The 25,696-nt window shown below is 72.6% G+C and carries 24 protein-coding genes; 10 read left to right on the forward strand and 14 right to left on the reverse strand.

Annotation, left to right across the window (positions count from 1 at the left end):
• Both G3I41_RS00125 and G3I41_RS00130 read right to left on the reverse strand, forming a co-directional pair.
• Window positions 1–1,111: hypothetical protein (locus G3I41_RS00125; RefSeq protein ID WP_343242018.1), on the reverse strand; the 1,111-nt coding region annotated here is incomplete at its 3' end.
• A gap of 178 nt (window positions 1,112–1,289) precedes the next feature.
• Window positions 1,290–2,090: a GNAT family N-acetyltransferase gene (locus G3I41_RS00130; protein ID WP_164398234.1), complete on the reverse strand. Its 801-nt coding sequence runs from the start codon at window positions 2,088–2,090 to the stop codon at window positions 1,290–1,292.
• A gap of 68 nt (window positions 2,091–2,158) precedes the next feature.
• Between G3I41_RS00130 and G3I41_RS00135 the strand changes: the two genes are divergently transcribed.
• Window positions 2,159–3,106 (forward strand): aldo/keto reductase, encoded by a 948-nt coding sequence (locus G3I41_RS00135; protein ID WP_164398235.1) that lies wholly within the window; start codon window positions 2,159–2,161, stop codon window positions 3,104–3,106.
• On the opposite strand, the gene G3I41_RS00140 is transcribed toward G3I41_RS00135, so the two are convergent.
• Window positions 3,066–3,962: a helix-turn-helix transcriptional regulator gene (locus tag G3I41_RS00140; RefSeq protein WP_164398236.1), complete on the reverse strand. Its 897-nt coding sequence runs from the start codon at window positions 3,960–3,962 to the stop codon at window positions 3,066–3,068. The two genes, G3I41_RS00135 and G3I41_RS00140, sit on opposite strands and share 41 nt — an antisense overlap.
• 144 nt (window positions 3,963–4,106) lie before the next feature.
• On the opposite strand from G3I41_RS00140, the gene G3I41_RS00145 reads away from it, so the two are divergent.
• From G3I41_RS00145 to G3I41_RS00170, 6 genes are all read left to right on the forward strand, one after another.
• Window positions 4,107–4,886: an NAD(P)H-dependent oxidoreductase gene (locus G3I41_RS00145; RefSeq protein ID WP_164398237.1), complete on the forward strand. Its 780-nt coding sequence runs from the start codon at window positions 4,107–4,109 to the stop codon at window positions 4,884–4,886.
• A 141-nt stretch (window positions 4,887–5,027) separates the two neighbouring features.
• Window positions 5,028–5,852, forward strand: coding sequence for an aldo/keto reductase (locus tag G3I41_RS00150; protein ID WP_164398238.1), 825 nt, complete (start codon window positions 5,028–5,030; stop codon window positions 5,850–5,852).
• A gap of 44 nt (window positions 5,853–5,896) precedes the next feature.
• Window positions 5,897–6,691 (forward strand): SDR family oxidoreductase, encoded by a 795-nt coding sequence (locus G3I41_RS00155; RefSeq protein WP_164398239.1) that lies wholly within the window; start codon window positions 5,897–5,899, stop codon window positions 6,689–6,691.
• Between the two features lie 137 nt (window positions 6,692–6,828).
• Window positions 6,829–8,277 carry a glycoside hydrolase family 76 protein gene (locus G3I41_RS00160; RefSeq protein WP_239081421.1) on the forward strand — a complete coding sequence of 483 codons (1,449 nt, stop codon included), beginning with the start codon at window positions 6,829–6,831 and terminating at the stop codon, window positions 8,275–8,277.
• Window positions 8,278–8,353: 76 nt separating this feature from the next.
• The gene (locus G3I41_RS00165; protein ID WP_164398240.1) at window positions 8,354–10,687 is read left to right on the forward strand and encodes an excinuclease ABC subunit UvrA; all 2,334 of its coding nucleotides are present in this window, start codon (window positions 8,354–8,356) and stop codon (window positions 10,685–10,687) included.
• 4 nt (window positions 10,688–10,691) lie between these two features.
• Entirely contained in the window at window positions 10,692–11,195 is a 504-nt protein-coding gene (locus G3I41_RS00170; RefSeq protein WP_164398241.1) for a GNAT family N-acetyltransferase, read from the forward strand.
• A gap of 170 nt (window positions 11,196–11,365) precedes the next feature.
• Here the strand turns inward: G3I41_RS00170 and G3I41_RS00175 are convergent, their stop codons facing one another.
• From G3I41_RS00175 to G3I41_RS00190, 4 genes are read right to left on the reverse strand one after another with little or no spacing between them, the layout of a single operon-like run.
• Window positions 11,366–12,280: a class I SAM-dependent methyltransferase gene (locus G3I41_RS00175; protein WP_164398242.1), complete on the reverse strand. Its 915-nt coding sequence runs from the start codon at window positions 12,278–12,280 to the stop codon at window positions 11,366–11,368.
• Window positions 12,277–13,389: an NAD(P)-dependent alcohol dehydrogenase gene (locus tag G3I41_RS00180; protein WP_164398243.1), complete on the reverse strand. Its 1,113-nt coding sequence runs from the start codon at window positions 13,387–13,389 to the stop codon at window positions 12,277–12,279. Before G3I41_RS00180 ends, G3I41_RS00175 begins: the two co-directional genes overlap by 4 nt.
• Window positions 13,386–14,786 carry an aldehyde dehydrogenase family protein gene (locus tag G3I41_RS00185; RefSeq protein WP_164398244.1) on the reverse strand — a complete coding sequence of 467 codons (1,401 nt, stop codon included), beginning with the start codon at window positions 14,784–14,786 and terminating at the stop codon, window positions 13,386–13,388. Before G3I41_RS00185 ends, G3I41_RS00180 begins: the two co-directional genes overlap by 4 nt.
• An 8-nt stretch (window positions 14,787–14,794) precedes the next feature.
• Window positions 14,795–15,550 (reverse strand): (5-formylfuran-3-yl)methyl phosphate synthase, encoded by a 756-nt coding sequence (locus tag G3I41_RS00190; protein ID WP_164398245.1) that lies wholly within the window; start codon window positions 15,548–15,550, stop codon window positions 14,795–14,797.
• A gap of 173 nt (window positions 15,551–15,723) precedes the next feature.
• On the opposite strand from G3I41_RS00190, the gene G3I41_RS00195 reads away from it, so the two are divergent.
• Window positions 15,724–16,011 carry a hypothetical protein gene (locus G3I41_RS00195; RefSeq protein ID WP_164398246.1) on the forward strand — a complete coding sequence of 96 codons (288 nt, stop codon included), beginning with the start codon at window positions 15,724–15,726 and terminating at the stop codon, window positions 16,009–16,011.
• Between the two features lie 66 nt (window positions 16,012–16,077).
• Here the strand turns inward: G3I41_RS00195 and G3I41_RS00200 are convergent, their stop codons facing one another.
• Window positions 16,078–17,979 carry an RICIN domain-containing protein gene (locus tag G3I41_RS00200; RefSeq protein ID WP_164398247.1) on the reverse strand — a complete coding sequence of 634 codons (1,902 nt, stop codon included), beginning with the start codon at window positions 17,977–17,979 and terminating at the stop codon, window positions 16,078–16,080.
• 315 nt (window positions 17,980–18,294) lie between these two features.
• On the opposite strand from G3I41_RS00200, the gene G3I41_RS00205 reads away from it, so the two are divergent.
• Complete coding sequence (locus tag G3I41_RS00205; RefSeq protein ID WP_275408379.1) at window positions 18,295–18,858, forward strand: TetR/AcrR family transcriptional regulator; 564 nt, start codon at window positions 18,295–18,297, stop codon at window positions 18,856–18,858.
• A gap of 12 nt (window positions 18,859–18,870) precedes the next feature.
• Here the strand turns inward: G3I41_RS00205 and G3I41_RS00210 are convergent, their stop codons facing one another.
• A complete protein-coding gene (locus G3I41_RS00210; RefSeq protein ID WP_343242019.1) occupies window positions 18,871–19,455 on the reverse strand; it encodes a GNAT family N-acetyltransferase in 585 nt (194 codons plus the stop codon).
• Between the two features lie 11 nt (window positions 19,456–19,466).
• Between G3I41_RS00210 and G3I41_RS00215 the strand changes: the two genes are divergently transcribed.
• Entirely contained in the window at window positions 19,467–19,973 is a 507-nt protein-coding gene (locus tag G3I41_RS00215; protein WP_203599869.1) for a hypothetical protein, read from the forward strand.
• Window positions 19,974–19,988: 15 nt separating this feature from the next.
• Here the strand turns inward: G3I41_RS00215 and G3I41_RS00220 are convergent, their stop codons facing one another.
• Genes G3I41_RS00220 through G3I41_RS00240 form a run of 5 tightly spaced genes read right to left on the reverse strand, consistent with a single transcriptional unit; the run spans window position 19,989 to window position 25,693 of the window.
• A complete protein-coding gene (locus G3I41_RS00220; protein ID WP_164398249.1) occupies window positions 19,989–20,384 on the reverse strand; it encodes a hypothetical protein in 396 nt (131 codons plus the stop codon).
• A gap of 27 nt (window positions 20,385–20,411) precedes the next feature.
• Entirely contained in the window at window positions 20,412–21,803 is a 1,392-nt protein-coding gene (locus G3I41_RS00225) for a phosphomannomutase/phosphoglucomutase (protein WP_164398250.1), read from the reverse strand.
• Window positions 21,784–23,400, reverse strand: a complete 1,617-nt coding sequence (locus tag G3I41_RS00230; protein WP_164398251.1) for a glycoside hydrolase family 13 protein — start codon at window positions 23,398–23,400, stop codon at window positions 21,784–21,786. Before G3I41_RS00230 ends, G3I41_RS00225 begins: the two co-directional genes overlap by 20 nt.
• Complete coding sequence (locus G3I41_RS00235; RefSeq protein ID WP_164398252.1) at window positions 23,397–24,617, reverse strand: Gfo/Idh/MocA family oxidoreductase; 1,221 nt, start codon at window positions 24,615–24,617, stop codon at window positions 23,397–23,399. Before G3I41_RS00235 ends, G3I41_RS00230 begins: the two co-directional genes overlap by 4 nt.
• Window positions 24,614–25,693 carry a glycosidase gene (locus G3I41_RS00240; RefSeq protein WP_164398253.1) on the reverse strand — a complete coding sequence of 360 codons (1,080 nt, stop codon included), beginning with the start codon at window positions 25,691–25,693 and terminating at the stop codon, window positions 24,614–24,616. The genes G3I41_RS00235 and G3I41_RS00240 overlap by 4 nt, the downstream gene beginning before the upstream one ends.
• Between the last annotated feature and the right edge of the window lie 3 nt (window positions 25,694–25,696).

Raw genomic sequence — 25,696 nt, forward strand, 5'->3', positions numbered from 1 at the left:
CGGCGGCGACGAGACCCGCCGCGCCCACCGCCGTCGCCGAGAGGCCGCCGCCGCCGGTCTCGGCCAGCTGCGCGGTCATGCCGGACGACGCCGAGTCGGCGCCGGTGCCCGTCGCGGCGGGGGAGGACGACGCGCTCGCGGTGACGGAGAGGGAGGGGGACGGGGTGGCCGCCGCCTTTCGCACGGTGACCGTGGCCCTCTTGCCGCAGTCGGTGATGCCCCGGAACGGGATCGCACCCTCGTTGACGATGACGCACGGGGACACTTCGGTCTTCCCCAGCGGCGCGTCCTTGCGGTAGGTCACACGGATGTCGACGGAGGCGCTGCCGTGCGCCGCGAGGGAGGCGTCCTTGCCGATCACGTCGTACCCGTACACGTCCGGCTCGGCGTTCGAGGTGATCGGCTTCAGCGTCGTCCAGGTGCCCGAGCGCCGGACCTGGACGGTGGTGTACCGGTTGGTGAACAGCACGTCCGTGACGTTCTCGTACGCCGACGGCGTCGGGTTGTCGACCGTGGCCTTGAAGGTGATCGCAGGGCCGCCGGCCGTCGCGGTCGCGGGCACACCGGACAGACGGGTGCTCAGACCCTTGACCGCCACGTCGTCCACATCGGTGGCGTTGGCGGCGCCCGAAGCTCCGTACGAGATCATCGTCGTCAGCTTCAGGTGGTCGGTGCCGCCGTTGCTGTCGCCGTTGTGAGGGGTGCCCATGGGCACCCCGAGCCGCAACTGCACGGCCCGCGACTTTCCGGCGGCCAGCGGGAACTGCTCGGGCAGCTCACCGCCGTACACGGTGCCTTCGACGATCTTCAGCGGCACGGACTTCCACGCCGACCCGTCGAGCCGGTACTCCAGGCTCAGGGCGTTCTCCGGCAGGCCGGCACCGCCGTCGACGCGGTAGATGAGGCGCGCCGACGAGGTGTCGTTCGGACCGGTGTTGGACGCCGTGGTGGTGAAGGCGACCGGCAGGCCGCCGAGGCCGATCTCCGCGGGCGCCTCGGTGGACACGGTCAGCTCGGGCGTGCCGGTGTCGGCCAGGGCGACCGGGGCGAGTGCGGCTCCGGTGACGGTCAGCAGAAGCCCGGCGGCCGAGGCGACGAAGGTCGAACGCACGGTTCGCGCAAGGGTGTTCAAGGTTTTCCCCCAAAACGTGTGGGTGGCGCGACCGGGTGCCGCGCCCGTCGGCGACGGGTGGATCGGCCCGTCGTCCCACGCAGTTGGACAGGCCACCCGGGCCCCGGGTTGTGAACTACCGTGTCATGGTTCTGTGACAGCGCCGGCCGGCTTGCCCTCACCCTTGCAACCCGTAGAAACGCATGGCCGCATTCGGGGTGAAGCCGATCCGGGGGTACACCGGAGCACCCGCCGCCGTCGCGTGCAGGGTGGCGCGGGTCAGACCGGTGGCGCGGGCCCCCTCGTACAGCGCCTTGCGCGTCACGGCCTCCCCGTAGCCCCGGCGCTCCCAGGCCGGATCGGTGGCGACCAGCACGACGAAGAGCCGGCCGGCCGCCTCCATCGTCGCGGCGCACGTCACCGGCACACCCTGCCGCAGCCCCAGATAGGCGTGCACCCCGCTCCTCCACAGCGAGGACCCCGCCAGCCCGTCGCGGCCCGCCTCCAGGGGGAAGCCGTACGCGCGCGAGTTCAGATCCGCGTACGCGACCAACTGCTCCTCCTCGCGCACGCGTACGAACTCCAGCTCAGGGTGTGCCGGTTCGGGCAGCGGGAACACATCGCCCGCCATCCCCGTGCCGGGGAAGGCGTACGCGAGACCGGCGCGCTCGGCCGCCGCGTCCAGCGAGTCGAGGGCCTCCGCGTCGAGGAGCCCCTCGAAGACCCAGAGGAATCCGGGCCGCGTCTTGGTACGCATGATGTCGGCCGCCTCACTCATGCGTCGGGCGGTGAGCGCCGCGTCCGCGCCGACATCGGTGAGGGTGACGCAGTTCCAGAAGGCGAACCCGCAATCGGCCCAGCGTACGGCGATCCCGGGCAGGTCCCGGACGTCCGCGCCGGCGTCCCGGTCGAGCACCAGGGTCCGCCAGCCTACGGTGAGTTGTTCCATCGACTCGACCGACCATGCGGGATCCGCCACCACAACTCCTCAAGGGTTCGCACAACGGGCTTGCGCTGAAGTGCACTTCAACGCCGAGCATGGCGGACATGAACAACACGGACAACACGAACCGCCGGATCGTCCTCGGCACCATGGGTTTCGGCACGCAGGTCGACTCCGACACGTCGTTCGCGATCCTCGACGCCTATGTCGCCGGCGGCGGCGACTGGCTCGACACCGCCAACTGCTACTCCTTCTGGGCCGACCCCAGCGGCATCGGCGGCGCCAGTGAGCGCGTCATAGGCGCCTGGCTCGCGGCCCGCCCCGGCGCCCGCGACGCCGTGAGGATCGCGACCAAGGTGCGGCAGAACCCGCTCGTGCCGCACTCCTGGCCGCAGAGCGCGGAGGGCCTGTCCGCCCGCGCCGTCCACGCGGGCGTGGCGGAGAGCCTGGAACGCCTCGGCGTCGACCACGTCGACCTGCTGTGGGCACACGCCGAGGACCGCGCCGTGCCCCTGGCGGAGACGGTCGGAGCCTTCGGTGAACTGGTCACGAAGGGTGTGGTGTCGCGGGTCGGCGCCGCGAACCACACCGCCTGGCGCGTCGAGCGCGCCCGCTCACTGGCCCGCGAGCAGGGGGTGGAGCCGTGGACCGCCCTGCAACTGCGCCACTCCCTCGTCCAGCCGCGCCCGCTCACCCCGCTCGCCGAGGGCGGCCACCGCCTGCTCACCACCGAGGACCTGGACCTCGCCGAGGCGGAAGGGCTTGAGGTGTGGGCGTACAGCTCCCTGCTCTGGGGCTCCTACACGCGCCCGGAGAAGCCGTTCCCGGACACGTACGACCACCCCGGTACCGCCAGGGTGCTCGCGGTCCTGGACGAGGTGGCCGGTGAGGTCTCCGCGACGAAGAACCAGGTGGTCCTCGCGTGGCTGCTGCACCAGGGCATCGCCCCGATCGTCGGCGTGAGCCGCGTGCGACACGTCGAGGAGGCGCTCGCCGCCCGGGACGTCCGGCTCAGCGACGTCCACCTGGCGCGCTTCGAGGCGGCGCGCTAGCGGAGTGTTCCTCGCGGACGCGGGGCCGTCCGGGGGCGTCGTCGGCCTCCGTGCCGGCTCCCAGCCCGGCCAGCAGCCGCAGCCCGTCCTCCGCGGGGCTGCCGGGCGCCGCCGACAGCACGATCATCTCCAGGTCCGGTGAGTCCGGCAGCGAGAAATTCTCCTGGTGCAGCTCCAGCACGCCGACGAGCGGGTGCCGGTAGACCTTGCGGCCGTGCGTGCGGCAGCGTACGTCCGCGCGGGCCCACAGCCGGCGGAAGCGGTCGCTGCCCATCGACAGCTCCCCGATGAGCGCGGCCAGACGCGCGTCGTCGGGGTACTTGCCGGCCGCCAGCCGCAGGTGGCCGACCGCGTCCAGGGTGCACTGCTCCCACTCCGCGTACAGCCCCCGCTCGGTCTCCTCCAGGAAGAGGTGCCGGGCGGTGTTCATCCCCGGCAGTGGCCGGCCGTACAGCAGCCGGGCCAGGCGGTTGCCCGCGAGGACGTCCATGCGGTGGTCCATGAGCAGCGCGGGTGCGTCGGTGACCAGGCCGAGCACGCGCAGCAGCTCCGGCCGCACCCGCCCACCGGGCGTCTTCGCGCGCCGGCGCCGCTGCCGGGCGAGCCGGTCGAGGTGCTCGCGCTCGGTCTCGTCGAGGCCGAGGACCCGGGCGAGCGCGTCCAGCACCTGCTCGGAGGGCTGGGTCGCGCGCCCCTGCTCCAGGCGTACGTAGTAGTCGACGCTCACCCCGGACAGGTGCGCGACCTCTTCGCGGCGCAGTCCGGTGACCCGGCGGCGGCTGTCGGGGGAGATGCCGGCCGAGGCCGGGTCGACCCGGGCGCGCCGGGTCCGCAGGAATCCCGCGAGATCGTCCATGGACCCAGTATGGCCACGCCCGCCCCGCGCGAGGGTGGCCCTGCCGGTACCAGGAAGTCCCGTCCGACGGAAGCGGCGCCCCTGAACAGCGGGCGCGCGGGCGTCCAGGATCGAACCCATCCGATCCGAAGGAGTGCGGTTCCCATGAAGACGCTCATCGTCCACGCCCACCCCGAGCCGAAGTCCCTCAACGGCTCGCTCAAGGACCTCGCGGTCTCGACCCTGGAGGGGGCAGGGCACGAGGTGCGGGTGAGCGACCTGTACGCGATGAACTGGAAGGCCACCGTCGACGCGGCGGACTACGGGCCCGACGCCTCGGTCCCGTTGAAGCCGGCTCGCGACTCCGGCCGCGCCTTCGACGCCGGCACACTCACCCCGGACGTGCGCGCCGAACAGGAGAAGCTGTTGTGGGCGGACAACGTCATCTTCCAGTTCCCCCTGTGGTGGTACACGATGCCGGCGATCCTCAAGGGCTGGGTGGACCGCGTGTTCACGTACCACTTCGCGTACGGCGTCGGGGAGCACAGCGACACCAAGTACGGCGAGCGCTACGGCGAGGGCACCCTCGCGGGCCGCCGCGCCCTGCTCTCGGTGACCGTCGGCGGCCTGGAATCCCACTACGCGCCCCGGGGCATCAACGGCCCCATCGACGACCTGCTGTTCCCGATCCAGCACGGCATCCTCCACTACCCCGGCCTGGAGGTGCTGCCGCCGTTCGTCCTGTACGGCACCGACCGGATGACCGCCTCGGACTACTCGGAAGCGGCCAAGGCATGGGGGGAGCGCCTGCTCACGCTGGAATCGACCGCCCCTATCCCGTACCGCCGTCAGAACTTCGGCGACTACGAGATCCCGTCCCTGCACCTCAAGGAGGGCCTGGAGCCGGTGGGCCGCACGGGCTTCGGGCTGCACGTGGGGGAGTGACTGGCGCGGGAAGCCATCGTTTGCATTAGTGAGCGTGTGCAAGTATTGTCTATGCATGTAAGGCGCGCTTGCATGTACGTGGGGTGAGCCGGGCCGGCTCACCCCACGGCGCGACGACGAACACGCGAAGGACCACCCCCCATGACTCCCGTGCCCCACATCACGCTCAACAACGGCGTCCGCATGCCCCAGCTCGGCTTCGGTGTCTTCCAGGTCCCCGACGAGGAGACCGCCACCGCCGTCGGGCACGCCCTGGACGCCGGCTACCGCAGCATCGACACCGCCGCGGTCTACGGCAACGAACGTGGCGTCGGCCGGGCCGTCGCCGGCTCCGGACTGCCCCGCGAGGAACTGTTCATCACCACCAAGCTGTGGAACGCCGACCAGGGTTACGACCGGACCCTCGCCGCATTCGACGCCTCCCTGGGCGCGCTCGGCCTGGACCACGTCGACCTCTACCTCATCCACTGGCCCACCCCCGCCCGTGACCTGTACGTGGAGACGTACAGGGCGCTGGAGAAGATCCTCGCCGACGGCCGTGCCCGCGCCATCGGTGTCTCCAACTTCCAGGTCCCCCACCTCCGGCGGCTCATGGAGCACACCGGTACCGTCCCCGCCGTCAACCAGGTCGAACTGCACCCCGGCCTCCAGCAGGCCGAGCTGCGCGCCTTCCACGCCGAGCACGGCATCGCGACCGAGGCGTGGAGCCCGCTGGCCCAGGGAGCGGTGCTGGAGGACGAGGCGGTCGTGCGTATCGCTCAGGCCAACGGCGTAACGCCCGCGCAGGTCGTGCTGCGCTGGCACCTGCGGACGGGCAACATCGTGATCCCCAAGTCCGTCACCCCCGCCCGCATCCGGCAGAACCTCGACGTCTTCGGATTCGAGCTCACCGACACCGACCTGGCCGACCTGGCCGGCCTCGACCGGGGGCTGCGCACCGGCCCGGACCCCGACACCCTCAACTGACCGCCAGGGCCGTGTCGCCGGCCCCGGAGCGAGGAGGACCTGCCATGCACATCGATCTCTCCGGCCGCACCGCCCTGGTCACCGGCTCCACCCAGGGCATCGGCGAGGCCATCGCCGTCGGGCTGGCCCGCGCCGGGGCCCACGTCGTCGTGAACGGCCGCGGCCGGGAGCGGGTCGCCGAGGCCGTCCGGGCCGTACGGACCGCCTCGGGGAGCGACGAGGTCACCGGCGCCGCGGGCGACCTCGCGACCGAGGACGGCGCCGCGGCCGTCCTGGAGACCGCCCCGGCGGTCGACATCCTGGTCAACAGCCTCGGCGTCTTCGGGTCCGCCGCCCCGCTGGAGATCGAGGACGCGGAGTGGCGCCGCTACTTCGAGGTGAACGTGCTCTCCGCCGTCCGCCTCATCCGCGCCTACCTGCCGGGCATGAAGGACAACGGCTGGGGCCGCGTCCTCAACATCGCCAGCGACTCCGCCGTGGTCATCCCCGCGGAGATGATCCACTACGGCATGACCAAGACCTCGCTGCTCGCGGTCTCCCGGGGCTTCGCCAAGGAGGCCGCGGGCACCGGCGTGACGGTCAACTCCGTCATCGCCGGCCCCACCCACACCGGAGGTGTCGAGGACTTCGTCCGGGAACTCGTCGGCGACGACCTCCCCTGGGAGGAGGCTCAGCACACGTTCATGGTCAAGCACCGCCCGCAGTCCCTGCTGCAACGCCTGATCGAGCCCGAGGAGATCGCGCACATGGTCGTCTACCTGGCCTCGCCGTACGCCTCCGCCACCACGGGCGGCGCTCTCCGCGTCGACGGAGGCTACGTCGACTCGATCCTGCCCTGAACACCGCGCCCGCACCCGTGGCGGGCGACCGGCGCGCGTCATTGACGTGCTCATGGCGCTTCGCTAGCGTCGGAGAGCGTTCTCCTGAGCGTCGGCGGAGCGCCCTCCGCCGCCCCCACTCGTTCCGGGAGTCCTTCATGACATCTGCGCGCCCCCGTGCGGCCCTTGCCGTCGCCGTTCTGACAACGTTGTCCACGCTTCTGGTGGGCGCCCTGCCCGCCGCCGCCGCCCCCGAGGCGGCGGTGTGCAACAAGTACTGCGACGCGCGGGACCCGGGGCTCAGCCCCCAGGACCGGATCCCCGTCACCGCCGCCCTCGGCGCCCGCACGATCGCCCTCCATTTCGACGACACCGACGCGATGGGCTGGGGCTCCGTCGACAACGGCGGGGCCGGCGACCACGTCTGGCTGGACCGCTCCATGGACGGCGGCAGGACCTGGGCGTCGGGCAGCAAGCTGGGCGACACCGCCGTGCCGTCCGGGGGCCGGGGCTGGCGCACCCAGATGTACAACGTGGACGACTGGAACACCCAGGGCGTCGGAGCCCTGCGCGCCTGCGGGCAGCCGGCGGGCGGCGGCGCCATCGCGTGCACCCCCTGGGCCCGGGCCACCTGGAACGCGGGCAGCCGGAGCACCGCCGCCGCGACCGCCCTGATGATGTCGTACGACCGGGGCACCAAGCTCTTCGGCGGGAACGGCTGGTGGACGGCGGCCAACGCGCTGACCGCCGTCATCGACAACATCCGGATCACCGGCATGGGCAGCTACCGGTACGCCGTTTCGGACACGTACGAGAAGAACGTCAACGCCCAGGGCGGCCGGTTCCGCAACGCATACCTGGACGACACCGGCTGGTGGGGCCTCGCCTGGATCGCCGCGTACGACCTGACGGGGGAGAGCCGCTACCTCGACACCGCACGGGCCGACGCGGACCACATGTTCGCCAACTGGAACAGCACCTGCGGCGGCGGGGTGCGGTGGAACACCGACGGCAACTACAAGAACGCCATCACCAACGAACTCTTCCTCGGCCTCACCGCCGCCCTGCACAACCGCATCCCCGGCGACACCGTCTACCTGGAGCGGGCCAAGAACGAATGGGACTGGTTCCAGCACAGCGGCATGATCAACGGTGACCGCATGATCAACGACGGCCTCGACGGCAACTGCGCCAACAACGGCCAGCCCACCTGGACCTACAACCAGGGCGTCATCCTGGGCGCGCTCACCGAACTGCACCGCGCCACCGGCGACCAGGCCCTCCTGACGACCGCGCGCGGCCTCGCCGACGCCTCCACCGTCCGGCTCCAGACCGACGGCGTCCTGCGCGAACCCGGCGAGGCCGACGGCTGCACCGGAGACGGCCCCAGCTTCAAGGGCGCCTACGTGCGCGGCCTCGGGGCCCTGAACCGCGCGCTCTCCGATCGCCCGTACGCCGCACCCCTCACCCGCTGGGCCGACCGCGCCCACGACCGCGACCGCAACGCCCTCGACCAGTACGGCCCGCACTGGAACGGCGGCAGCGGGAGCACCGACTACGGCTGCCAGCAGAGCGCGCTCGACCTCCTCAACGCCGCCACCGGCTGACGCTCCGGGGCGCCCGGCACGCGAAATGCCGGGCGCCGTCAACCGTGAAGGAAACGCGGCTGGGTACGATCCCCTGATGAGCGATGCGCATGCGGCCGGAGTGATCCGCGTGGTCGGCGCGGCGACGAACAACCTGAAGGACGTCACCGTCGACGTGCCCAAGAAGGCGCTCACCGTCGTCACGGGGGTGTCCGGCTCGGGCAAGTCGTCGCTGGTGCTGGACACGATCGCGGCCGAGGCCCAGCGGCTGGTCAACGACGCCTACCCGACGTTCGTACGCAACCGGCTGCCACAGCTGCCCGCGCCCGAGGTCCAGTCGATGGACGGGCTCACGTTCACGGCGCTGATCGACCAGCGCCGCTTCACCGGCAACGCGCGCTCGGTCGTGGCCACCGCCTGCGACGTCGCACCGCTGATGCGGCTCGTGTTCTCCCGGATCGGTGAACCCTCCGCCGGATACACGCCCGCGTACTCCTTCAACGACCCGGCCGGGATGTGCCCCGAGTGCGAGGGCATCGGCACCGCGGTCGACATCGACCCCGGCGAACTCATCGACCCGGAGAAGTCGATCAACGACGGACCCGTCCGGTTCAGCCTGTTCCGGCGGGGCGGATACCGGTGGAAGCGGTTCGCGTACAGCGGTCTGTTCGACCGGGACAAGCCCCTGAAGGACTACACGGACGAGGAGATGGACCTCTTCCTCCACGCCGAGCAGCTGAAACCGCCGAAGCCGGACCCGGAGTTCCCGAAGACCGCCCGGTTCGACGGGGTCATCACCCGTGTGCGCGACACCTTCGTCAAGAACCACCCGACGAAGATCTCCGCCCAGGTACGCGAGGAACTGGACCGCATCACCACCCGCCGCCCCTGCCCCGAGTGCCACGGCGCCCGGCTCAACGAGGCGGCCAGGGCCAGCCTGATCGACGGCCGTTCCCTCGCGGACTGGTCGGCCATGTCCGTCACCCGGTTGCGGGAACTGCTGGAGGACACCCACGACCCGCGCGTCGAGCCCGCACTCGACGGCATCCGGGCCACGCTCGACGCCCTGCGCTCCGTCGGCCTGGGCTACCTCTCCCTGGACCGGACCTCCTCCACCCTCTCCGGCGGCGAGGCCCAGCGCGTGAAGATCGTCCGCCACCTGGGCAGCGCCCTCACCGACGTCACCTATGTGTTCGACGAGCCCTCCGTCGGCCTGCACCCCGTGGACGTCCACCTCCTCACCCAACTGCTGCTCCGGCTCCGGGACTCGGGCAACACCGTGCTGGTGGTCGAGCACCACCGGCAGATGATCGACATCGCGGACCACGTCATCGACGTCGGCCCGGGCGCCGGGGCCGACGGCGGCCGGATCCGGTTCGAGGGCACGCCCGACGCGCTGCGCACGAGCGGGACCGTGACCGGCCGGCTGCTCGGGACCCCGCTGGAGGTCGCGACCACCGCCCGCACGTGGCGCGGCTCCACCGTCGTCCGGAAGGCCAGCGCCAACAACTTGACCGGCTTCGACATCGAGATCCCCCACGGTGTCCTCACCGCCGTCACCGGGGTCGCCGGCTCCGGCAAGAGTTCCCTCGCCACCCAAGAACTCCCGTCCCAGCACCCGGGGTTCACCGTCGTGGGTCAGGACCCGCTGCGCGGCGGGCAGCGGTCCACCTCACTGTCCGTCCTCGGCGTCGCCGACCACGTCCGGGGCGCGTTCGCACGGGCGTCGGGCCTGGACCCGTCCTGGTTCAGCTTCAACTCCAAGGGCGCCTGCCCCGCCTGCCGGGGCAAGGGCCACCTCACCACCGAGCTGGCGTTCCTGGACGACGTCTCCACACCGTGCGACGTCTGCGGGGGCCTGCGCTTCAACGACACCGCCCTCGGCGTCACGGTCCGTGGCAGCACCATCGCGGACGTGCTCTCCATGGCCGCACACGAACTCGCGGACCAGTTCCCCGACGACCCCGGGATCATCGCGGCGATGTCCTGGCAGCAACGCGTCGGCCTCGGCTACACCGCCGTCGGCCAGTCCCTCGACACCCTCTCCGGCGGCGAGAAGCAGCGCCTCCTCCTGGCGCGCCACCTCAGCGGCGTGGACGACCTGGTCGGCGAGCGGATCGTCCTGGACGAGCCGACCACCGGACTGCACCCCAGCGACGTGGACCGGATCAACCTGCTCTTCGACGACCTGCTGGAGTCCGGTGCCACGCTCGTCGTGGTCGAGCACAACCTCCGCGTCGTCGCCCGCGCCGACCACGTCATCGACATCGGCCCCGGCGCCGGCACCGACGGCGGCCGGGTCGTCTTCACCGGCACCCCCGCCGCTCTGCTCGACGAGGACACCTCGCTGACCGGCCGGGCGCTCCGCCTCGCGTCCGCACCGGAAACCCGGCCTCGCCGGAGGAAGGCCCGCGGCCATACGGCAGAGTAGGGGCATGCCGACCTACCCGACCATGCCGTACCACCTGGAGACCGAGCGGCTGATCCTGCGCCCCTGGGTCGAATCCGACGCCCCCGCGTTCAGCGAACTCCTCTCCGAGCGCGGCGAGGAGAACTACACCGTGGAACGCGCCCGCAAGGGCATCGCCGGTCTCCTCGCCGGCACGGAGAACACCGGCATCGCGCTCCTGCCCATCCAACGCCGCGACGAGGGCGACTTCATCGGCTACTGCGGGCTGATCATCGGGCGCTCCACCCTGGAAGAGCCCGAGATCGCCTACGAGTTGTTCCGGCACGCACACAACCGGGGTTACGCCACCGAGGCCGCCGGCGCCGTGATCGCCGCCGCCGTCGCGACCGGGCGGCAGCGGCTCTGGTCGACCGTCCGCACCTGGAACGCGCCCTCGCTCCGCGTCCTGGAGAAGCTCGACTTCGCACGGGACCGCGTCTCCGTGGACGAGGACGGCGAAATCGTGTGGCTCACCCGCGCGTTGTCCTGAGGGCTGTCCCGCGATTCCGGGCGGGCGCACGACGACAGCTACGGCGCCTCGCCGCGTTGTCGAAACGCCCGAGCACGTCCAGTATGCGGGCGCCTCTCCGACGTGCGATGGATGCACCGTACTGACGCCGCGCGCTGGTCCACCGGGCTACGCGGGACAGCCCTTGGGTGCTACATCCGGCGCCGGTACGCGAACACCCACCGGTTCCCCTCCAGCGCGTCGTTCGGCTCCGGCAGCGGACCGCGCCCGTGGCGGCGGGTGAACTCGAAGGGGGTGTGCGTCGACGCGGACCAGCCCCTCGCGGCGAGGCGGCCCGCGGAGTCGGGGCGCGGGCCCTTGTCGAAGAGGCCGAGCAGGTCGATGCCGATCTGTTCGCGAGTCGCCGTGTAGATCGCGCTGTCCCGGTACGCCAGAAGGTCCGCCTCCAGCTTCGCCTCGAAGGCCAGGGCGCTGCCCTCGGCGGCCAGCAGGTCCACGGTGTCCACGAGATACGTCTCGGCGGGGCCCGGCAGGTAGAACAGCAGGCCCTCCGCCAGCCAGATGCTCGGCGCGGCCGGGTCGAACCCCGAGGCGGTCAGCGCGCTGACCCAGTCGTCGCGCAGGTCGACCGGGACCAGCACGCGTTTCACCTTCGGCGCGGCCGGCAGTTCCGTCAGCACCTGGTGCTTGAAGGCCAGCACACCCGCCCGGTCCACCTCGAAGAACACGCAGTCCGACGGCCAGTCCAGCCGGAACGCCCGCGTGTCCAACCCAGCCCCCAGGAGCACCACTTGGCGCGCTCCCGTGAGCACCGACCGCACGACGAAGTCGTCCAGGACCCGGGTCCGCAACCCGAAGTAGCGGGCGAACCGGCCCCACAACGCGTTCTCGTCCCCGTCCGGCACCTCCTCGATGCGCACGGGCCACCCGACGCAGGCGGGCGCGGCCCGCACGAAGTGCTCGGCGTAGACGTCACGGGCCAGACTGTCACGGCGGCGGGTCTCGATCGCCCGGGCTGCGGCGACCAGTAGGGCGGTCAGCCCCACACCTCCGTCCACGCCTTCCACCACCAGGTCCTGGGGTGTCGTACCGCATACCTCGTTCATCGGCTTCTTCCCTCCGGGATCAGGACGGGTTTGACCACCCGGCCCGCTTCGCAGTCGTGTTCGGCCTCGTTGATGCCGGCCAGGGGATAGGTGCGGATCAGCTGGTCGAAGGGGAACCGCCCGGCTCGCCACAGCTCGGTCAGTACGGGGACCAGCAGCCCCGGCACCGCGTCCCCCTCGCAGATGTGGCGGATGCTCCGGCCCCGGTCCAGCGTGCCCGGCTCCAGCGGCAGGGCACTGTGCAACCGCGCCACCAGGCCCAGCGTCCCGGTCGGGCGCAGCGCCAGGAGCGCGTCGTTGATCAGCGCGGGCGACGCCGTCGTGTCCAGCGCGTACCGCGCGCCGCCGTCCGTCAGCCGGCGGACGCGCTCCGGCAGCCCGGCCGCGTCGGCCGGCAGCGGGACGGCGCCGAACCGCTCGGCGAGCTCCAGCCGCTGCCGGTGCCGGTCCACCGCCACGACCGCGGCCCCGGCCGCCCCCGCCGCCATGACCGCGGCCAGACCCACCGCCCCGGCGCCGAGGACCACCAGCGTGTCGCCGGGACCGGCGTGGAAGGTGTTCAGCACCGCCCCCGCCCCGGTGAGGAAGCCGCAGCCGAGCGGCCCGAGCAGCTCGACGGGGAGCGCGGGGTCGACGCGCACGGCGTTGCGGGCGGACACGAGCGCGTACTCGGCGAACGAGGACTGGCCGAACCACCGGGGCGCCAGCGTCCTCCCGTCCGCGTCGCCGAGCCGGGGCGGCTCGTGCGCACGCCCTCCGAAGAGGTTGAGCGAGGCGAAGGAGTCGCAGTACGCGGGAGCCGCGCCCCGGCAGTTCCGGCAGTTCCCGCAGGAGTCGAAGCTGAGCACCACGTGGTCGCCGACGCCGATCTCCGTGTCGGGGCCACCGCCCGCCGCCACGACGACCCCGGCCCCCTCGTGGCCGAGGACCGCCGGCAGCGGGCTGCGGCCGGCCGACCGGCGCACCGCGAGGTCGGTCCGGCACATCCCGGTGCCCGCGATCTCCACCAGTAGCTCACCGGCGGCGGGTCCGGTGTGCAGGACGACGTCCTCGACCGCGAACGGCTCCTCGTACGCGCGCAGCACCGCCGCCCGGAATCTCCTGGTCATGGCTCCTCCGGGCGGTGGACGACGAAGGGCCGCAGATTTCCGTACAGCCCCCACGGCCCGCCCGCGACGCCGAGCCCGCTGTCCTTGGTGCCGGCGAACGGCTGGGCGAGCGACAGCTCGGCGTGATGGTTGATCCAGGCCGTCCCGCATTCCAGCCGGTCCGCCACCGCCTCCGCCCGGTCGGTATCGGTGCCCCAGACAGAGCCGCCGAGCCCGAAGCCCGTGCCGTTGGCCGCGTCGACCGCCTCGTCGAGGCTTCGGTACGGCAGCACCGGCAGGACCGGCCCGAACTGCTCCTCCGTCACCACCGCACTGCCCGGCGGCACGTCGGTGAGGACCGTCGGAGCGAAGAACTGGCCCGGACCGTCCAGCCGGTGCCCGCCGGCCGCGGCCCGGGCGCCGTCGGCCAGGGCCCGCTCGGTGAGTTCCGCCACCCGGGCCAGCTGCGGGGCGTTGTTGACCGGACCGATGCGGGTGTCCGGGTCGAGACCGCTGCCCACCGTGACGGACTTGGCGCGCTGGGCCAGCGCCTCGACCAGCTCCGCGTGCAGCCGGGCGGGGGCGTACACGCGCTTGACGGCCATGCAGACCTGTCCGCAGTTGCGGAAAGCGGCCCAGAACAACCGGTCCGCGACCGCCTCCACATCGACGTCGTCCAGCAGCACGGCCGCGTCGTTGCCGCCCAGTTCCAGGGTGACCCGGGCGAGGGAGGCCGCCGCCCCCTCGGCGACCGCCCGTCCGGTGGGCACGGAACCGGTGAACGTGACGTGCCGGATGCCCGGATGCGACGCCAGCCGCGCCCCGAGGGGTTCGCGCCCGGTGACGACGGTCAGCACGTCCTCGGGCAGGGCGGCCGCCAGGACGGACCCCAGCAGCCGGGTGGCCAGCGGGGTGTACGGCGACGGCTTGAGGACCATGGTGTTGCCCGCCGCCAGCGCGGGCGCGAACTTCGCGGCCGCCAGTTGCAGCGGGAAGTTCCACGGCACGATCGCGGCGACCGGCCCGACGGGACGCCAGCGGACCTCGCTGCGTACCGGCCGCCCGTCGCTGATCCGCCGCGTCCTCGGGGACAGCTCCGCGAAGTACCGCAGCCGGGCCGCCGTGCGGGCGACCTCCGCGTACGACTCGGCCAGCGGCTTGCCCTGCTCCCGGGTGAGCAGTCGCGCCAGTTCGTCACCCGCGCCCTCCACGGCGTCGGCCGCGCCGAGCAGCGCGTGCGTCCGGGCGGCTTGGTCGGCCCGCCACCCGGACCAGGCCCGGTGGGCCCGGCCGATCACTTCGTCCAGTTCGTCCGGCCGCAGGTCGGGGGCCTCACCGCAGGTCTCCCCGGTGGCCGGGTCCGCCACGGCGAACCACCTGCCCCCGCCCCCGCGTTCCATCGGCTCGAAGGTCCGCATCCCTGCGGTCAGCCCGCGAGCGTGACGCCGGCCGCGAACTCCCGGGCGTGCCGGTCCATCTCCGCCCGGAACGCGGCCACCAGATGCGGCTGAATCCTTCCTGCGTTGCGGTCGCCGCCCTCGCAGACCGCCCCGCGCACTCCCACGATGTCCGTGCCGATGCGGGTCAGCGTGGCGAGGTCGCCCTGCTTCACGCTGCCCGCGAGGGCCGCGAGGAGCCCGGAGGCGTGGGCGAGACCGACGAACTGGGCGCAGATGTCCGGCGGCACATGGTCGAACAGCCGGGAACCGTCCTTGATCGCCGTGTCGAGCATGGCCGCGTCGGCACCGGACCGGGCCGCGATGTCGGGCAGCGCGAGCGGGTTGACACACCCGATGCGATGCGCGTCGGCGTAACCGGAGGCGACGACCAGCGCTTCGGGACGGTAGTCCTTCACCGCCCGCACCACCGCCCGCATCACGTCGATCGCCTGGTCGGGCGTCGTGCACCCGTAGAGCCCGACCTTGATGTACGTGGCACCCGAGACGACGGCCCCCAGCGCCGCCTGGGCCACCGTGCCGGGCTTGTACGGAACGTCGCCCACCGTCGCGGACACCGGCTTGCCGGCCGGGACCGCCTCCCGGATCTCCCTGATGACCCAGGGGAAGTTGGCGCCGAGCGACCCCTCGTCGGGCTTCTTCACGTCGACGATGTCGAGGTACTCCGCCGCCTTCGCGCAGTCGACGGCTTCCTCGACGCTGTCCGGGGAGATGAGAAGCAACACCTTGGGCTCCTTCCGCCGCAGGGGTGCGGATCACCAGGTTGACCTGCGGTGCGCTCATCATTTCCGCCGCCCACGGGCCCCGGTAGAGCGCGCGGGGACCCTTGGGAGCACAGCGCCCGCCCGCAATGCGCCGCACGCCCCGGCGCAGGGAAGCACCGTGGGATCATGAGGGGATGAGCAGTGACCTGCAAGTGAGCGCGTTGGCCGTCAACATCACGATCCCGGCGGAGCTCCGCTGGACCGATACCCGGCGCGGGACGGAGTTCCAGCTGACCACCCTCAACATCAGGCTCCTCCCCGACGGCCACCTCGCCGCGAAGGCGTACGGGAGGCCGGTGGAGGGCGGACGGGGCGCGTACGTCTCGTTCCCGGTGCCCGACCGGCCCGAACTGGCCGCCCTGATCGCCGAAGGGGCGAGCCGCGCCGGCACGCTCTGGACCGCCCATCGCGGTCTGGGCTGAGCCCGGCGGCGTGAGCACGAGGCCCCCGCGAGCGGACCGCTCGCGGGGGCACACGGCCGAGGACGCTCAGCTCTCCAGGGAGAACGTCTGCGCCGCTGATCCGTCGCACGGCTGCTGCGAGAGGTGCGCGCCGTTCGCGGTGGATCCACCGTCCACGGCCAGGCACTTGCCGCTGTTGCGGGCCAGGAAGCGGTAGCGGCCGGCCGCGCCGGACGGCTCCGCCCGCCACCGCTGATTGGTGCCGCCCACGTACGACCACAGGTGCACCCGGGTGCCGGACGCGGTCGCGCCGGGGCCGCCGTCGACATCCCACACCTTGCCGTTGTGCCGGTTGACGACCTGGTAGGTCCCGTCACCGGCGGGGCGGAACTGCCAGCTCTGGTTGGCGCCGGTGGTACAGCTCCACTGCTGGAGCGCGGTCCCGTCGGCGGTGCCCCAGTCGGCGGCGTCCAGGCAGGCACCGCTGCCGGCGTTCTTGACCCGGTACCAGGCGGACGGGTCGATGGAGCCCGCGGGCGGTTCCGTGGTGCCGCCGCCGCTGCCACTCCACACGAAGGTGGCGACCGCGCCCGCGGGCAGCGTGTAGACGAGCGACCTGCCGTCGTCGGTCAGCGAGAACTTCTGCGCGCTCGCGGCCGAGTTGACGACGTACGCGGCCCGGGTGCCGTCCGGGTTCTGGAAGGCGACGTTCTCCACGCCGCCGCTGCCCTGGCTGGTCGAGCCGATGCGGGTGGCGCCGGGCTTGACGAACTTGGCGAGCTGGCCCAGGACGTAGTACTCGGCGTTGCGGGTCACGTTGCCGTTCGCGATCTCCACCACACCGTTGCAGCGGTCCGAGCAGCCGCCCTGGTGCGGGCCGCCGTTCTGGTCCAGGGCCAGGTTCCAGTCGATGACCGTCTCGCCGCCGTTGCGCATGTTCTGCACGACGAGGTTCTCGGCGTGCCACTTGAGGGTGTCGGCGAACGTGGTGGACCGGTCGGCGCTGTCCGTACCGGAGCACTCGGTGAAGAACACCCGCTTCCCGGCGTTCACCACCTGCTGCTGGGCGGACGGGTTGCCGCCGTAGCAGTGGAACGCGGCGCCGATCACCCGGCTCATGCCCGGGGTCCCTGCGAACACCTCCAACGGGTAGTTCGGGTGGTCCCAGTTGTGGTCGAAGGCCAGCAGGTTCGTCGGCAGGTTCGCCGCGGTCAGCGTACGGTCGAGCACCTTGAAGAAGTCCGCCTGCTGGGCCGCCGTCATGGTCATCGACGGGTAACTCGCGGCGAACTCCGGCTCGTTCTGCACGGTGAGATCGGTCAGCGTGATGCCCTGCTGCCCGTATGCCTTGATCGCCTTGACCAGGTAGTCGGCGTACGTCTGGTAGCTGTCGGTCCTGAGACTGCCGCCGTTCAGCGCGTTGTTGGTCTTCATCCAGGCGGGCGGCGACCAGGGCGTGCCCATGAAGCGGATGGCCGGGTTGACCGAGGTGGCCTGCTTCAGGACCGGGATGATCTCGGCCTTGTCCCGGTCGATGGAGAAGGAGCCGGGGGTGTCCTCGTACGTGTAGAGGCTGCTGTCGGCGTTGAAGTCACTGCTGCCGAGCGGCTGGCGCAGGTAGCTGAGCCCGATCCCGTCTCCGGAGGACGAGAACAGCGAGGCCATCAGCGCGTTCCGCCTGTCCTGGGGCAGGCCCTGGATGAGGTGGGCCGAGGCTCCGGTGACCGAGGCGCCCGCCCCGGTGAACTTCTGGCCCCTGCTGGAGGCGTCGACGCGGATGTCGACGCTCTGCGGCGAACCCGTGAAGGCGACGGAGCCCTCGGCGGACAGCCTCTTCGCGCCGTCGGGGGTGGTGACCCATACCTGAGCCGTGGGGTCGGCGGCCTGCGCGGCCGTTCCGCTGCCGGCCAGGCCGACGGCGGCGACGGCCATCGCCAGGGCCGCGCCTGCGGCGCGCGCCCGTGGGCGCGGGGGAGTGTCGTGGGACATGTGCGGCTCTCCTTCGGTCATGCCTGGGGGAGGACATGGCGCGTCACTCGGCCACCGTGGCGGGGCGCGGCTCCGTGGGCGACGGCGATATGAAAGCACACCCACTAAGTGGTTAGTAAGTAGTCGTGCGCGCATGGGTGCGGGCGGCCCCCGCCCCCGCCGCTCCCAGGTCAGCGGCCCGGACGCCTCCGCTGACCCCCGTTCCCGCCGGTCTAAGCTGGGCCGGTGACCAACCACTCAGCAGGCAGGTCCGGCCGGTCGGCCAAGCCCCGCACGCCCAGGAGCCCGGAAGCCCAGCAGCGGCAGCGGGACATCCTGCACATCGCGATGGACACCTTCGCCGCCCGTGGCTACAACAACGCCTCGCTCGCCGAGATCGCCGACCGCGTCGGCCTCACCCAGGCCGGCGTCCTGCACTACTTCCGGTCCAAGGCGCTCCTGCTCACCAGTGTCCTCGAACTGCGCGACCAGTCGGACATCGAGCAGCTGGGCCCGGACCGCCCGCAGGGTCTCGCGTTCCTGCGCCACCTGGTCGACACGGCGATCCGGAACGCCGAACGCGAGGGCATCGTCCGCCTGTACGCCGTCCTCTCGGCGGAGTCCGTCACGGACGACCACCCGGCGCAGGAGTACTTCCGGGACCGCTACGAGGGGCTGCGGGGCTTCGTCGCCGACGCCCTCCGCGAGGCGTGCGGCCTCCCCGACGACGGGACGGACAAGGTCGAGCACGCGGCCAACGCCGTCATCGCGGTGATGGACGGCCTCCAGGTCCAGTGGCTGCTGGCCCCCGGCGCCGTGGACATGGCCGCCTCGACGGACCTGGTGGTCGACGCCCTGCTCAGGACGCTGGCCCCGGACCGCTTCGGTGCGGACGGCTGAATGGGGCCCCGGTCACGCCTCGCGCGCGAGGTAGCGCCGGAACCCCTGGGCGCGGGGCTCGAAGCCGCACGACTCGTAGAACGTGTGGACGTACGCGTCGTCGGCGGCCAGCAACTGCACCTTGTAGCAACCGGCTTCCTCCGCGAGGTCCACCACCGCGTCCAGCAGCCGCCGCCCGACGCCCCGGCGGCGGCCGGCCCCGGCGACCACGACGTTCTCCACGAAGAGGATGCCCCGCCCGCCCCGGGTCAGGTTCGGCATGACGATGCTGTCGGCCGTCCCGACGACGGCCCCGCCGGCCTCAGCGGCGACGAGAACGGTGCGCCCTTGCTGTGCCGCGATGCGCTCCCACCCGGCCCGGGCCACCTCCGGCGACAGGGCCGCGTCGTCGGGGTTCAGCTCGCGGTAGAGGGCGAGCAGCGCGGGAAGGTCCTGCTCGGTGGCGGTTCGTACGGTGATCTCCACACCCGCAAGACTAGAGCGGCTCCTGCGTTCCGGTGATCTTCCGGCGGAGGGCGATCCGTTCCGCTCCCGGACGCCGTTACCCGTGGGGTGCGAGCGCGCACCACGCAGGAGACGAGCAAGGGTGTGAGGCACGGATGACCCGCATGGACCGCAGAAGCATGATGCGACTGACCTCGGCGGCGACGATCACCGGGGGACTGGTGGCCGGAGCCGCCGGAACCGCCCACGCGACACGGAGGGCCGACCGGCAGTTCACCCTGCACGGCAGGCGCACCGGGGCGAACATCCCGGACGTGCTGACCGTCGGCGTCCCGTACTTCGTGCGCTACGAGCTGACGGACGCCGAGGGCCGCGCCGTGGGCACCGAGAACGCGCACTGCATGCCCGTCACCGTGGGAACCGACGGCTCCTTCGTCATGGCGACGCTGGTCCTGGCCCTCGCCGACGGCATGATCACGGCCTCCACCGCCTTCCAGCGCCCGCTCCCCGCCGTGACCGAGCTGCCCGTCGACTCACGCCGCTGGACGCACGAGTTCGCCGTCACCGGGGGCACCGGCAGCTACGACGGCGCGGAGGGCTCGGTCAGCATCGAGCATCTCACCCGCGACGAGGACACACTCACCATCACCCTGACGGACGGCACCGAGTAGCGGCGCTCACGGTCCTCAGGGTTTCAGCGCCTCGTAGGCGCCGTCCCGGAACGTGAAGACCGTCGGCCGGGTCTCGTCCTCCTCGCGGAAGAAGCCGCCGGGGCCGGGACGTGCGATGTGCGGGGCCAACAGGTCCAGTAGCGTGACCAGTTCGCCCATGTCGTCGTCCAGCCAGTAGGTGCGGCTGTACAGGCCCCACCCCTCGTCCTGGAGCCGCAAGGACGCGAAGTCCCCGCCAGGGAGGCGGCTGTGCGGGTCCGGGCTGAGCAGTGGGTACGCGTGCTCCTCCTCGCCGTACCCCCGCGGTGGCTCCTCGGTCAGGCCGAGGTGCCACCGCAGGGCGCCCAGCACCGGGGCAGGGGTGTCCTCGCGGAGGAAGCAGGTGAAGACGACTTCGTAGTGCAGGCTCATGGGCCGCATTGTGCCTGGCGGTGCCCCTCAGGCCTCGCGTACCGTCGCCAGCACCTCGTCGCGGACCCCCCGCATCAACTCCTCCGTGCGCGCCTCCACGTTGAGCCGCAGCAGCGGTTCCGTGTGGGACGGCCGGAGGTTGAACCACCAGTCCACGCCGCTGATGGTGAGCCCGTCCAGGGTGTCGGCCGTGGCGTCGGGGCGGGACTCCCACGCCGCGCGGACCGCGGCCGTACGGGCGGCCCGGTCGGTGACCGTGGAGTTGATCTCACCCGACGCGGCGTACCGCTCGAAGCGACGGGTCAGCGCGGACAGCGGGCCGTCCTGGCCGCCGAGCGCGGCGAGGACGTGGAGTGCGGCCAGCATGCCCGTGTCCGCGTTCCAGAAGTCGCGGAAGTAGTAGTGCGCGGAGTGCTCGCCGCCGAACACGGCGCCGGTACGGGCCATCTCGGCCTTGATGAACGAGTGGCCGACCCGCGTACGCACCGGTGTGCCGCCCGCCTCACGGATCACCTCGGGCACCGCGCGCGAGGTGATCAGGTTGTGGATGACGGCGGCCCCGGGGTGCCGCGCCAGCTCCCGCGAGGCGACCAGCGCGGTGACCGCCGACGGCGAGACCGGGTCGCCGTTCTCGTCCACGACGAAGCAGCGGTCCGCGTCGCCGTCGAAGGCGAGCCCCAGATCGGCGCCCTCGGCACGCACCCGGGCCCGGAGGTCCACGATGTTCGCCGGTTCCAGCGGATTGGCCTCGTGGTTCGGGAACGTACCGTCCAGCTCGAAGTACATCTCCACCACCGTCAGCGGCAGCCCCGCGAGCACCGTCGGCACCGTGTGGCCGCCCATGCCGTTGCCCGCGTCCACCACCACCTTCAGCGGGCGGATCGCGGACAGGTCCACCAGGGAGTGCAGATACGCGGCGTACCCGGCGAGGGTGTCCTGCCCGGTCACCGAGCCCGGGCGGGCGGCCGGGGCCGGCGCGCCCTCGTCCGTCCACCGCTCCACGAGCGACCGGATCTCGGCGAGACCGGTGTCCTGGCCCACCGGCTCCGCACCGGCCCGGCACAGCTTGATGCCGTTGTAGCGGGCCGGGTTGTGCGAGGCGGTGAACATCGCGCCGGCCAGCCTCAGCGAGCCCGAGGCGTAGTACAGCTGGTCCGTCGAGCACAGGCCGATCTCCGTGACGTCGGCCCCCTGCGCCGTGGCGCCGCGCGCGAACGCCCCGGCAAGGCCGGGGGAGGAGGGCCGCATGTCATGCCCCGTCACGACCGCGTCCGCACCGGTGACCCGGACGAAGGCGGCACCGAACAGCTCCGCCGTCGCCTCGTCCCACTGGTCCGGCACCACACCGCGCACGTCGTACGCCTTGACGAGCCCCGACAGGTCGGTGCGGGGCGTCGGTTCAGTCACGGGCGTCGTCATCGGTGTCTCCCTGGGCGGAACGGGCGGTACGGGTAGAGGGCGGGGCGAGGAACCACGCGGCGGTGTCCGGCGGCAGCGCGTCGCCGTCGAGCGGTCCACTGCTGAGCAGCGGGCGGCCGGGCGTACGCACGGGTGCGTCGCCCAGGTTGACGGCGCACGTCAACTCCCCGCGTCGGAACGCCAGGACGGGCGCGCCCGGCTCCGAGAGCCAGACGGGTGGCGCCGCCGGGTCCGGCGCCGGATGGGCGCGGCGCAGCCGCAACGCCGCCCGGTACAGGGCGAGCGTCGAGCCCGGGTCCGTCTCCTGCCCGGCGACGGTGAGACCGGCCCAGTCCGCGGGCTGCGGCAGCCAGGTGGCCCCGGCGTCCGCCGTGGTGAAGCCGTACGGGGCCCGTGCGCCGGACCACGGCAACGGCACCCGCGCCCCGTCGCGCCCGCGCTCGGTGCGGCCGGAACGCTCCCACAGCGGGTCGAGGATGCGGTCCACGGGAACCTCGGCCTGGGGCAGGCCCAGCTCCTCGCCCTGGTACAGATACGCCGACCCCGGCAGCGCCAGCATCAGCAGCGCTGCGGCGCGGGCCCGCGCGAGCGAGCCGTACCGGGTGACCGGCCGCACCGCGTCATGGCTGGAGAGCAGCCAGGTGACGGCCGCACCCGGGACACCGAACGAATCGTCGATGACGCGGCGCAGCTCGGCAGGCTCCCATGCCGCCTCCAGGAAGGCGAAGTTGAACGCCTGGTGCATCTCGTCGGGCCGGATGTAGCGGGCCAGCCGCGCCGGGTCGAAGACGGCCGACTCCGCGACCATCACCCGGTCGCGCGGCGCCACCGCCCCCGGCGGCGCCGGATGGGTGTCCAGGAGCGCCCGCCACTCGCGGTACAGCGGGTGCAGCTCCTCCTGGTCGTAGTACGGCATCAGGTGGTTGCGCAGTGGGTCGGTGTGCTGCCCGGGCCCCGCGTCCGGCAGGCCCTCCGCCTTGAACAGGGCGTGTGCCACGTCCACCCGGAAACCGTCCACGCCCCGGTCCAGCCAGTGGCGCAGGACGTCCGTGAACGCGTCGCGCACCTTCGGGTCGCGCCAGTTCAGGTCGGGCTGCTCGGGGGCGTGCAGATGGCAGTACCACTCGCCGTCCGCGACCCGCGTCCAGGCGGGCCCGCCGAACGCCGACCGCCAGTCGTTCGGCGGCAGTTCGCCCGCCGCGCCCCGGCCCGCCCGGAACAGGTACCTCTCCCGCTCCGCCGATCCCGGGCCCGCCGCGAGCGCGTCCAGGAACCACGGGTGGCGGTCCGACGTGTGGTTCGGGACGAGGTCCACGATGAACTTGAGGCCCAGCTCATGGGCGCGGGCGGTCAGCCGTCCGGCGTCGGCGTCCGTCCCCAGGTCCGGGGCGACGCCCGTGTAGTCGGAGATGTCGTAGCCGCCGTCGGCCAGCGGGGACGGGTAGAACGGGGTGCACCACACGGCGTCCGCGCCCAGGTCCCGGATGTGCTCCAGGCGCGCGGTCAGGCCCGCCAGGTCGCCCGTGCCGTCCCCGTCCGAGTCGGCGAAGGACCGGGGGTACACCTCGTAGCAGACCATGTCCTGCCACCAGCTCATGCGGGGACTCCTTCGGAGAGGGCGGGGCCGGGGGACAGGACACGCTGCTCGGTGCCGGTCGCGGCGGCGACCGTGGCCGCTTCGGCGACCGCGACCGCCGCGAAACCGCTGACCGGTCCGGCCACCGGGGGCTCGCCCGTACGGGCCGCCCGCACCAGGTCGGCCATCGCGGCGCGCACGCTCTGCGCGTACACGTACGGCTTGCGCGCCTCGCCGCCCAGGTCCAGGACGGCGGTCACGCGGTGCGGCACCGTGCGCTCCTCGCCCCGGCCGCGGGCCGGCGCGGCGGACCCGGCGTCCCGCTCCACGCGCACGGTGATCCGCTCGCCGCCGCCGGGCCGGAATCCCTCGACGGCCAGCAGGTCGTCACGCAGCCCCGGCAGCTCCTCCCAGGCAAGGGCGCCGGCCTCGTCCACCCATGCGGTGATCTCCGCGTGCACGGGGATCCAGCCGCTGATCCGCGTCTCCGCGAACCCGTGGTCCAGGCGCATCAGCTGCCGCTCGGCGCGATGGGCGTGCGTGAACGAGTGGAGGTGCGAGGCGAGGACACCCCCGGGGTGCACCACATCGGCGCTGACCATGTCGACCGGGCCGCCGGGGCGGCGGACCGCGGTGGCCCGCACGCTCAGCGGATCGGTGCCGAGGAGGGCCCGGGCGGCGTCGAAGAAGTGGACGCCGTGCTCGACGAAGATGCCGCCGCTGTGCGCCGGCTCCCAGAACCAGTGGCCGGGGCCCAGGTCCTCGTCGGACGCGTCGTTCTCGAACAGGAACCGGCGCGGCTGCGCCAGCAGCCCCCGCCCGGTCAGCCGCTCCACCGCCCGCAGCAGCGGGTTGTAGCGCAGCACATGGTCCACGACGAGGGCCCGCCCGGCGCGACGCGCCTCGTGGACGACCGCCGAGGCGTCCTCTGTCGTGGTGGCGAGAGGCTTCTCGCAGAAGACGTGGCGCCCCGCGCGCAGTGCGGCCGTGGTCATCGCCGCGTGGGTCGCGGGCGGGGTGGCGATCAGCACGGCCGCCACGTCCTCCCGCTCAAGGAGCTCGTCCAGCGAACCCAGCGCCGGGACGCCGTGCCGTTCACCGAGCAGCCGGGCCCGCTCGCGCGAGGGGTCCGCGACCGCCGCGAGCCGCAGACCGGGCAGCCCGGCGATCGCGTCCAGGACGAACTCCGCGAACCCGCCGCAGCCGGCCAGGCCGATACCGAGGGCGCCGTCCGTCATGCCGTGCGCTCCAGGAGGGCCACGCCGATGTGCGCGTCGGCCATGCCGTAGAACACGTACAGCTCGCCGTCGACCTCCTCGATCGCCGTCGGGAAGACGACGTTCGGGACGGTGCCCGAGCGCTCCTCCTCGGTCTCCGGCGCCATCAGCGGCTGGTCCGAGCGCGCGATGACGCGGGACGGGTCGGCCGGGTCGAGGATCATCGCGCCGGCCGCGTACGCCACGTCCTGGTTCTGCGCCCAGGGGTCCTCGATGGTGCCGGATACGCCGTGGTGGATGAGCAACCAGCCCTCGGGCACCCGGATCGGGGCGGGGCCGCCGCCGATCTTCAGGGACTCCCAGGGGTACTCGGACAGCGCCAGCAGCTTGTGGTCGCGGGGACGGGTCAGCGCGGTGATGTCGGCCTCGACCTCGGCGGCCGGCACGTAACTGATCCAGATGCCGGGGCGCTCGTCGGTGACACCGGCGGGCAGGTGGACGCCCTCACCCGGGCGGAACCAGCCCAGGTCCCACATCGGGCGGTGCAGCATCGCGTACGCCGGCTCGCCGTCCGGGCCCGGGACCGGCTCGGGGAAGTGGACGACGTCCTTGTTGGGGAAGAGGTTGAGGTCGGTGTCCAGGTCCGGCTGGTAGGCGAACTGGATCGGGCCGAGACGGGTCCAGTCGGTGAGGTTCTCGGACACCGCGAGCGCCGGCTTCGGGCCGAGCGGGCCGTAGGCCACGTAGCTCATGACGTGCTTGCCGAGCGACGGGATCCAGGTGACGCGCGGGTCCTCGACCCCGGCGTTGTTCTTGCCGCGCTCCCAGCCCTCGTCGGGGGAGAGGACGGTGCCGCGGCGCTCGACGCCGTTCGGGACGCCCGCCCCGTCGAAGGTCACCTCGGCGAGGCCGACGCGGGACACGTTGCCCTCGGCGACCAGGCGCGGCAGCAGGTGCAGGGTGCCGTCCGGGGTGCGGCCGGAGGCGGGATTCAGGACACCCTCGACCTCGTTCGCCTCACCGGCCAGCGGGGACATGACCACACCCTTGCGCACCATGCGGTAGGGGATGTGGGTGGCGGTGGTGGTGTTGCTCATGGC

The sequence above is a fragment of the Streptomyces sp. SID9727 genome, from assembly GCF_010550605.1.
Classification (GTDB): Bacteria; Actinomycetota; Actinomycetes; order Streptomycetales; family Streptomycetaceae; genus Streptomyces.

Bases quoted from the DNA above. Each gene is read 5' to 3' on its own strand.
- G3I41_RS00135 (WP_164398235.1), top strand. From the start codon at position 2,159: ATGAACAACACGGACAACACGAACCGCCGGATCGTCCTCGGCACCATG.
- G3I41_RS00140 (WP_164398236.1), bottom strand. From the start codon at position 3,962: ATGGACGATCTCGCGGGATTCCTGCGGACCCGGCGCGCCCGGGTCGAC.
- G3I41_RS00145 (WP_164398237.1), top strand. From the start codon at position 4,107: ATGAAGACGCTCATCGTCCACGCCCACCCCGAGCCGAAGTCCCTCAAC.
- G3I41_RS00150 (WP_164398238.1), top strand. From the start codon at position 5,028: ATGACTCCCGTGCCCCACATCACGCTCAACAACGGCGTCCGCATGCCC.
- G3I41_RS00155 (WP_164398239.1), top strand. From the start codon at position 5,897: ATGCACATCGATCTCTCCGGCCGCACCGCCCTGGTCACCGGCTCCACC.
- G3I41_RS00160 (WP_239081421.1), top strand. From the start codon at position 6,829: ATGACATCTGCGCGCCCCCGTGCGGCCCTTGCCGTCGCCGTTCTGACA.
- G3I41_RS00165 (WP_164398240.1), top strand. From the start codon at position 8,354: ATGAGCGATGCGCATGCGGCCGGAGTGATCCGCGTGGTCGGCGCGGCG.
- G3I41_RS00170 (WP_164398241.1), top strand. From the start codon at position 10,692: ATGCCGACCTACCCGACCATGCCGTACCACCTGGAGACCGAGCGGCTG.
- G3I41_RS00175 (WP_164398242.1), bottom strand. From the start codon at position 12,280: ATGAACGAGGTATGCGGTACGACACCCCAGGACCTGGTGGTGGAAGGC.
- G3I41_RS00180 (WP_164398243.1), bottom strand. From the start codon at position 13,389: ATGACCAGGAGATTCCGGGCGGCGGTGCTGCGCGCGTACGAGGAGCCG.
- G3I41_RS00185 (WP_164398244.1), bottom strand. From the start codon at position 14,786: ATGCGGACCTTCGAGCCGATGGAACGCGGGGGCGGGGGCAGGTGGTTC.
- G3I41_RS00195 (WP_164398246.1), top strand. From the start codon at position 15,724: ATGAGCAGTGACCTGCAAGTGAGCGCGTTGGCCGTCAACATCACGATC.
- G3I41_RS00200 (WP_164398247.1), bottom strand. From the start codon at position 17,979: ATGTCCCACGACACTCCCCCGCGCCCACGGGCGCGCGCCGCAGGCGCG.
- G3I41_RS00215 (WP_203599869.1), top strand. From the start codon at position 19,467: ATGGACCGCAGAAGCATGATGCGACTGACCTCGGCGGCGACGATCACC.
- G3I41_RS00220 (WP_164398249.1), bottom strand. From the start codon at position 20,384: ATGAGCCTGCACTACGAAGTCGTCTTCACCTGCTTCCTCCGCGAGGAC.
- G3I41_RS00225 (WP_164398250.1), bottom strand. From the start codon at position 21,803: ATGACGACGCCCGTGACTGAACCGACGCCCCGCACCGACCTGTCGGGG.
- G3I41_RS00230 (WP_164398251.1), bottom strand. From the start codon at position 23,400: ATGAGCTGGTGGCAGGACATGGTCTGCTACGAGGTGTACCCCCGGTCC.
- G3I41_RS00235 (WP_164398252.1), bottom strand. From the start codon at position 24,617: ATGACGGACGGCGCCCTCGGTATCGGCCTGGCCGGCTGCGGCGGGTTC.
- G3I41_RS00240 (WP_164398253.1), bottom strand. From the start codon at position 25,693: ATGAGCAACACCACCACCGCCACCCACATCCCCTACCGCATGGTGCGC.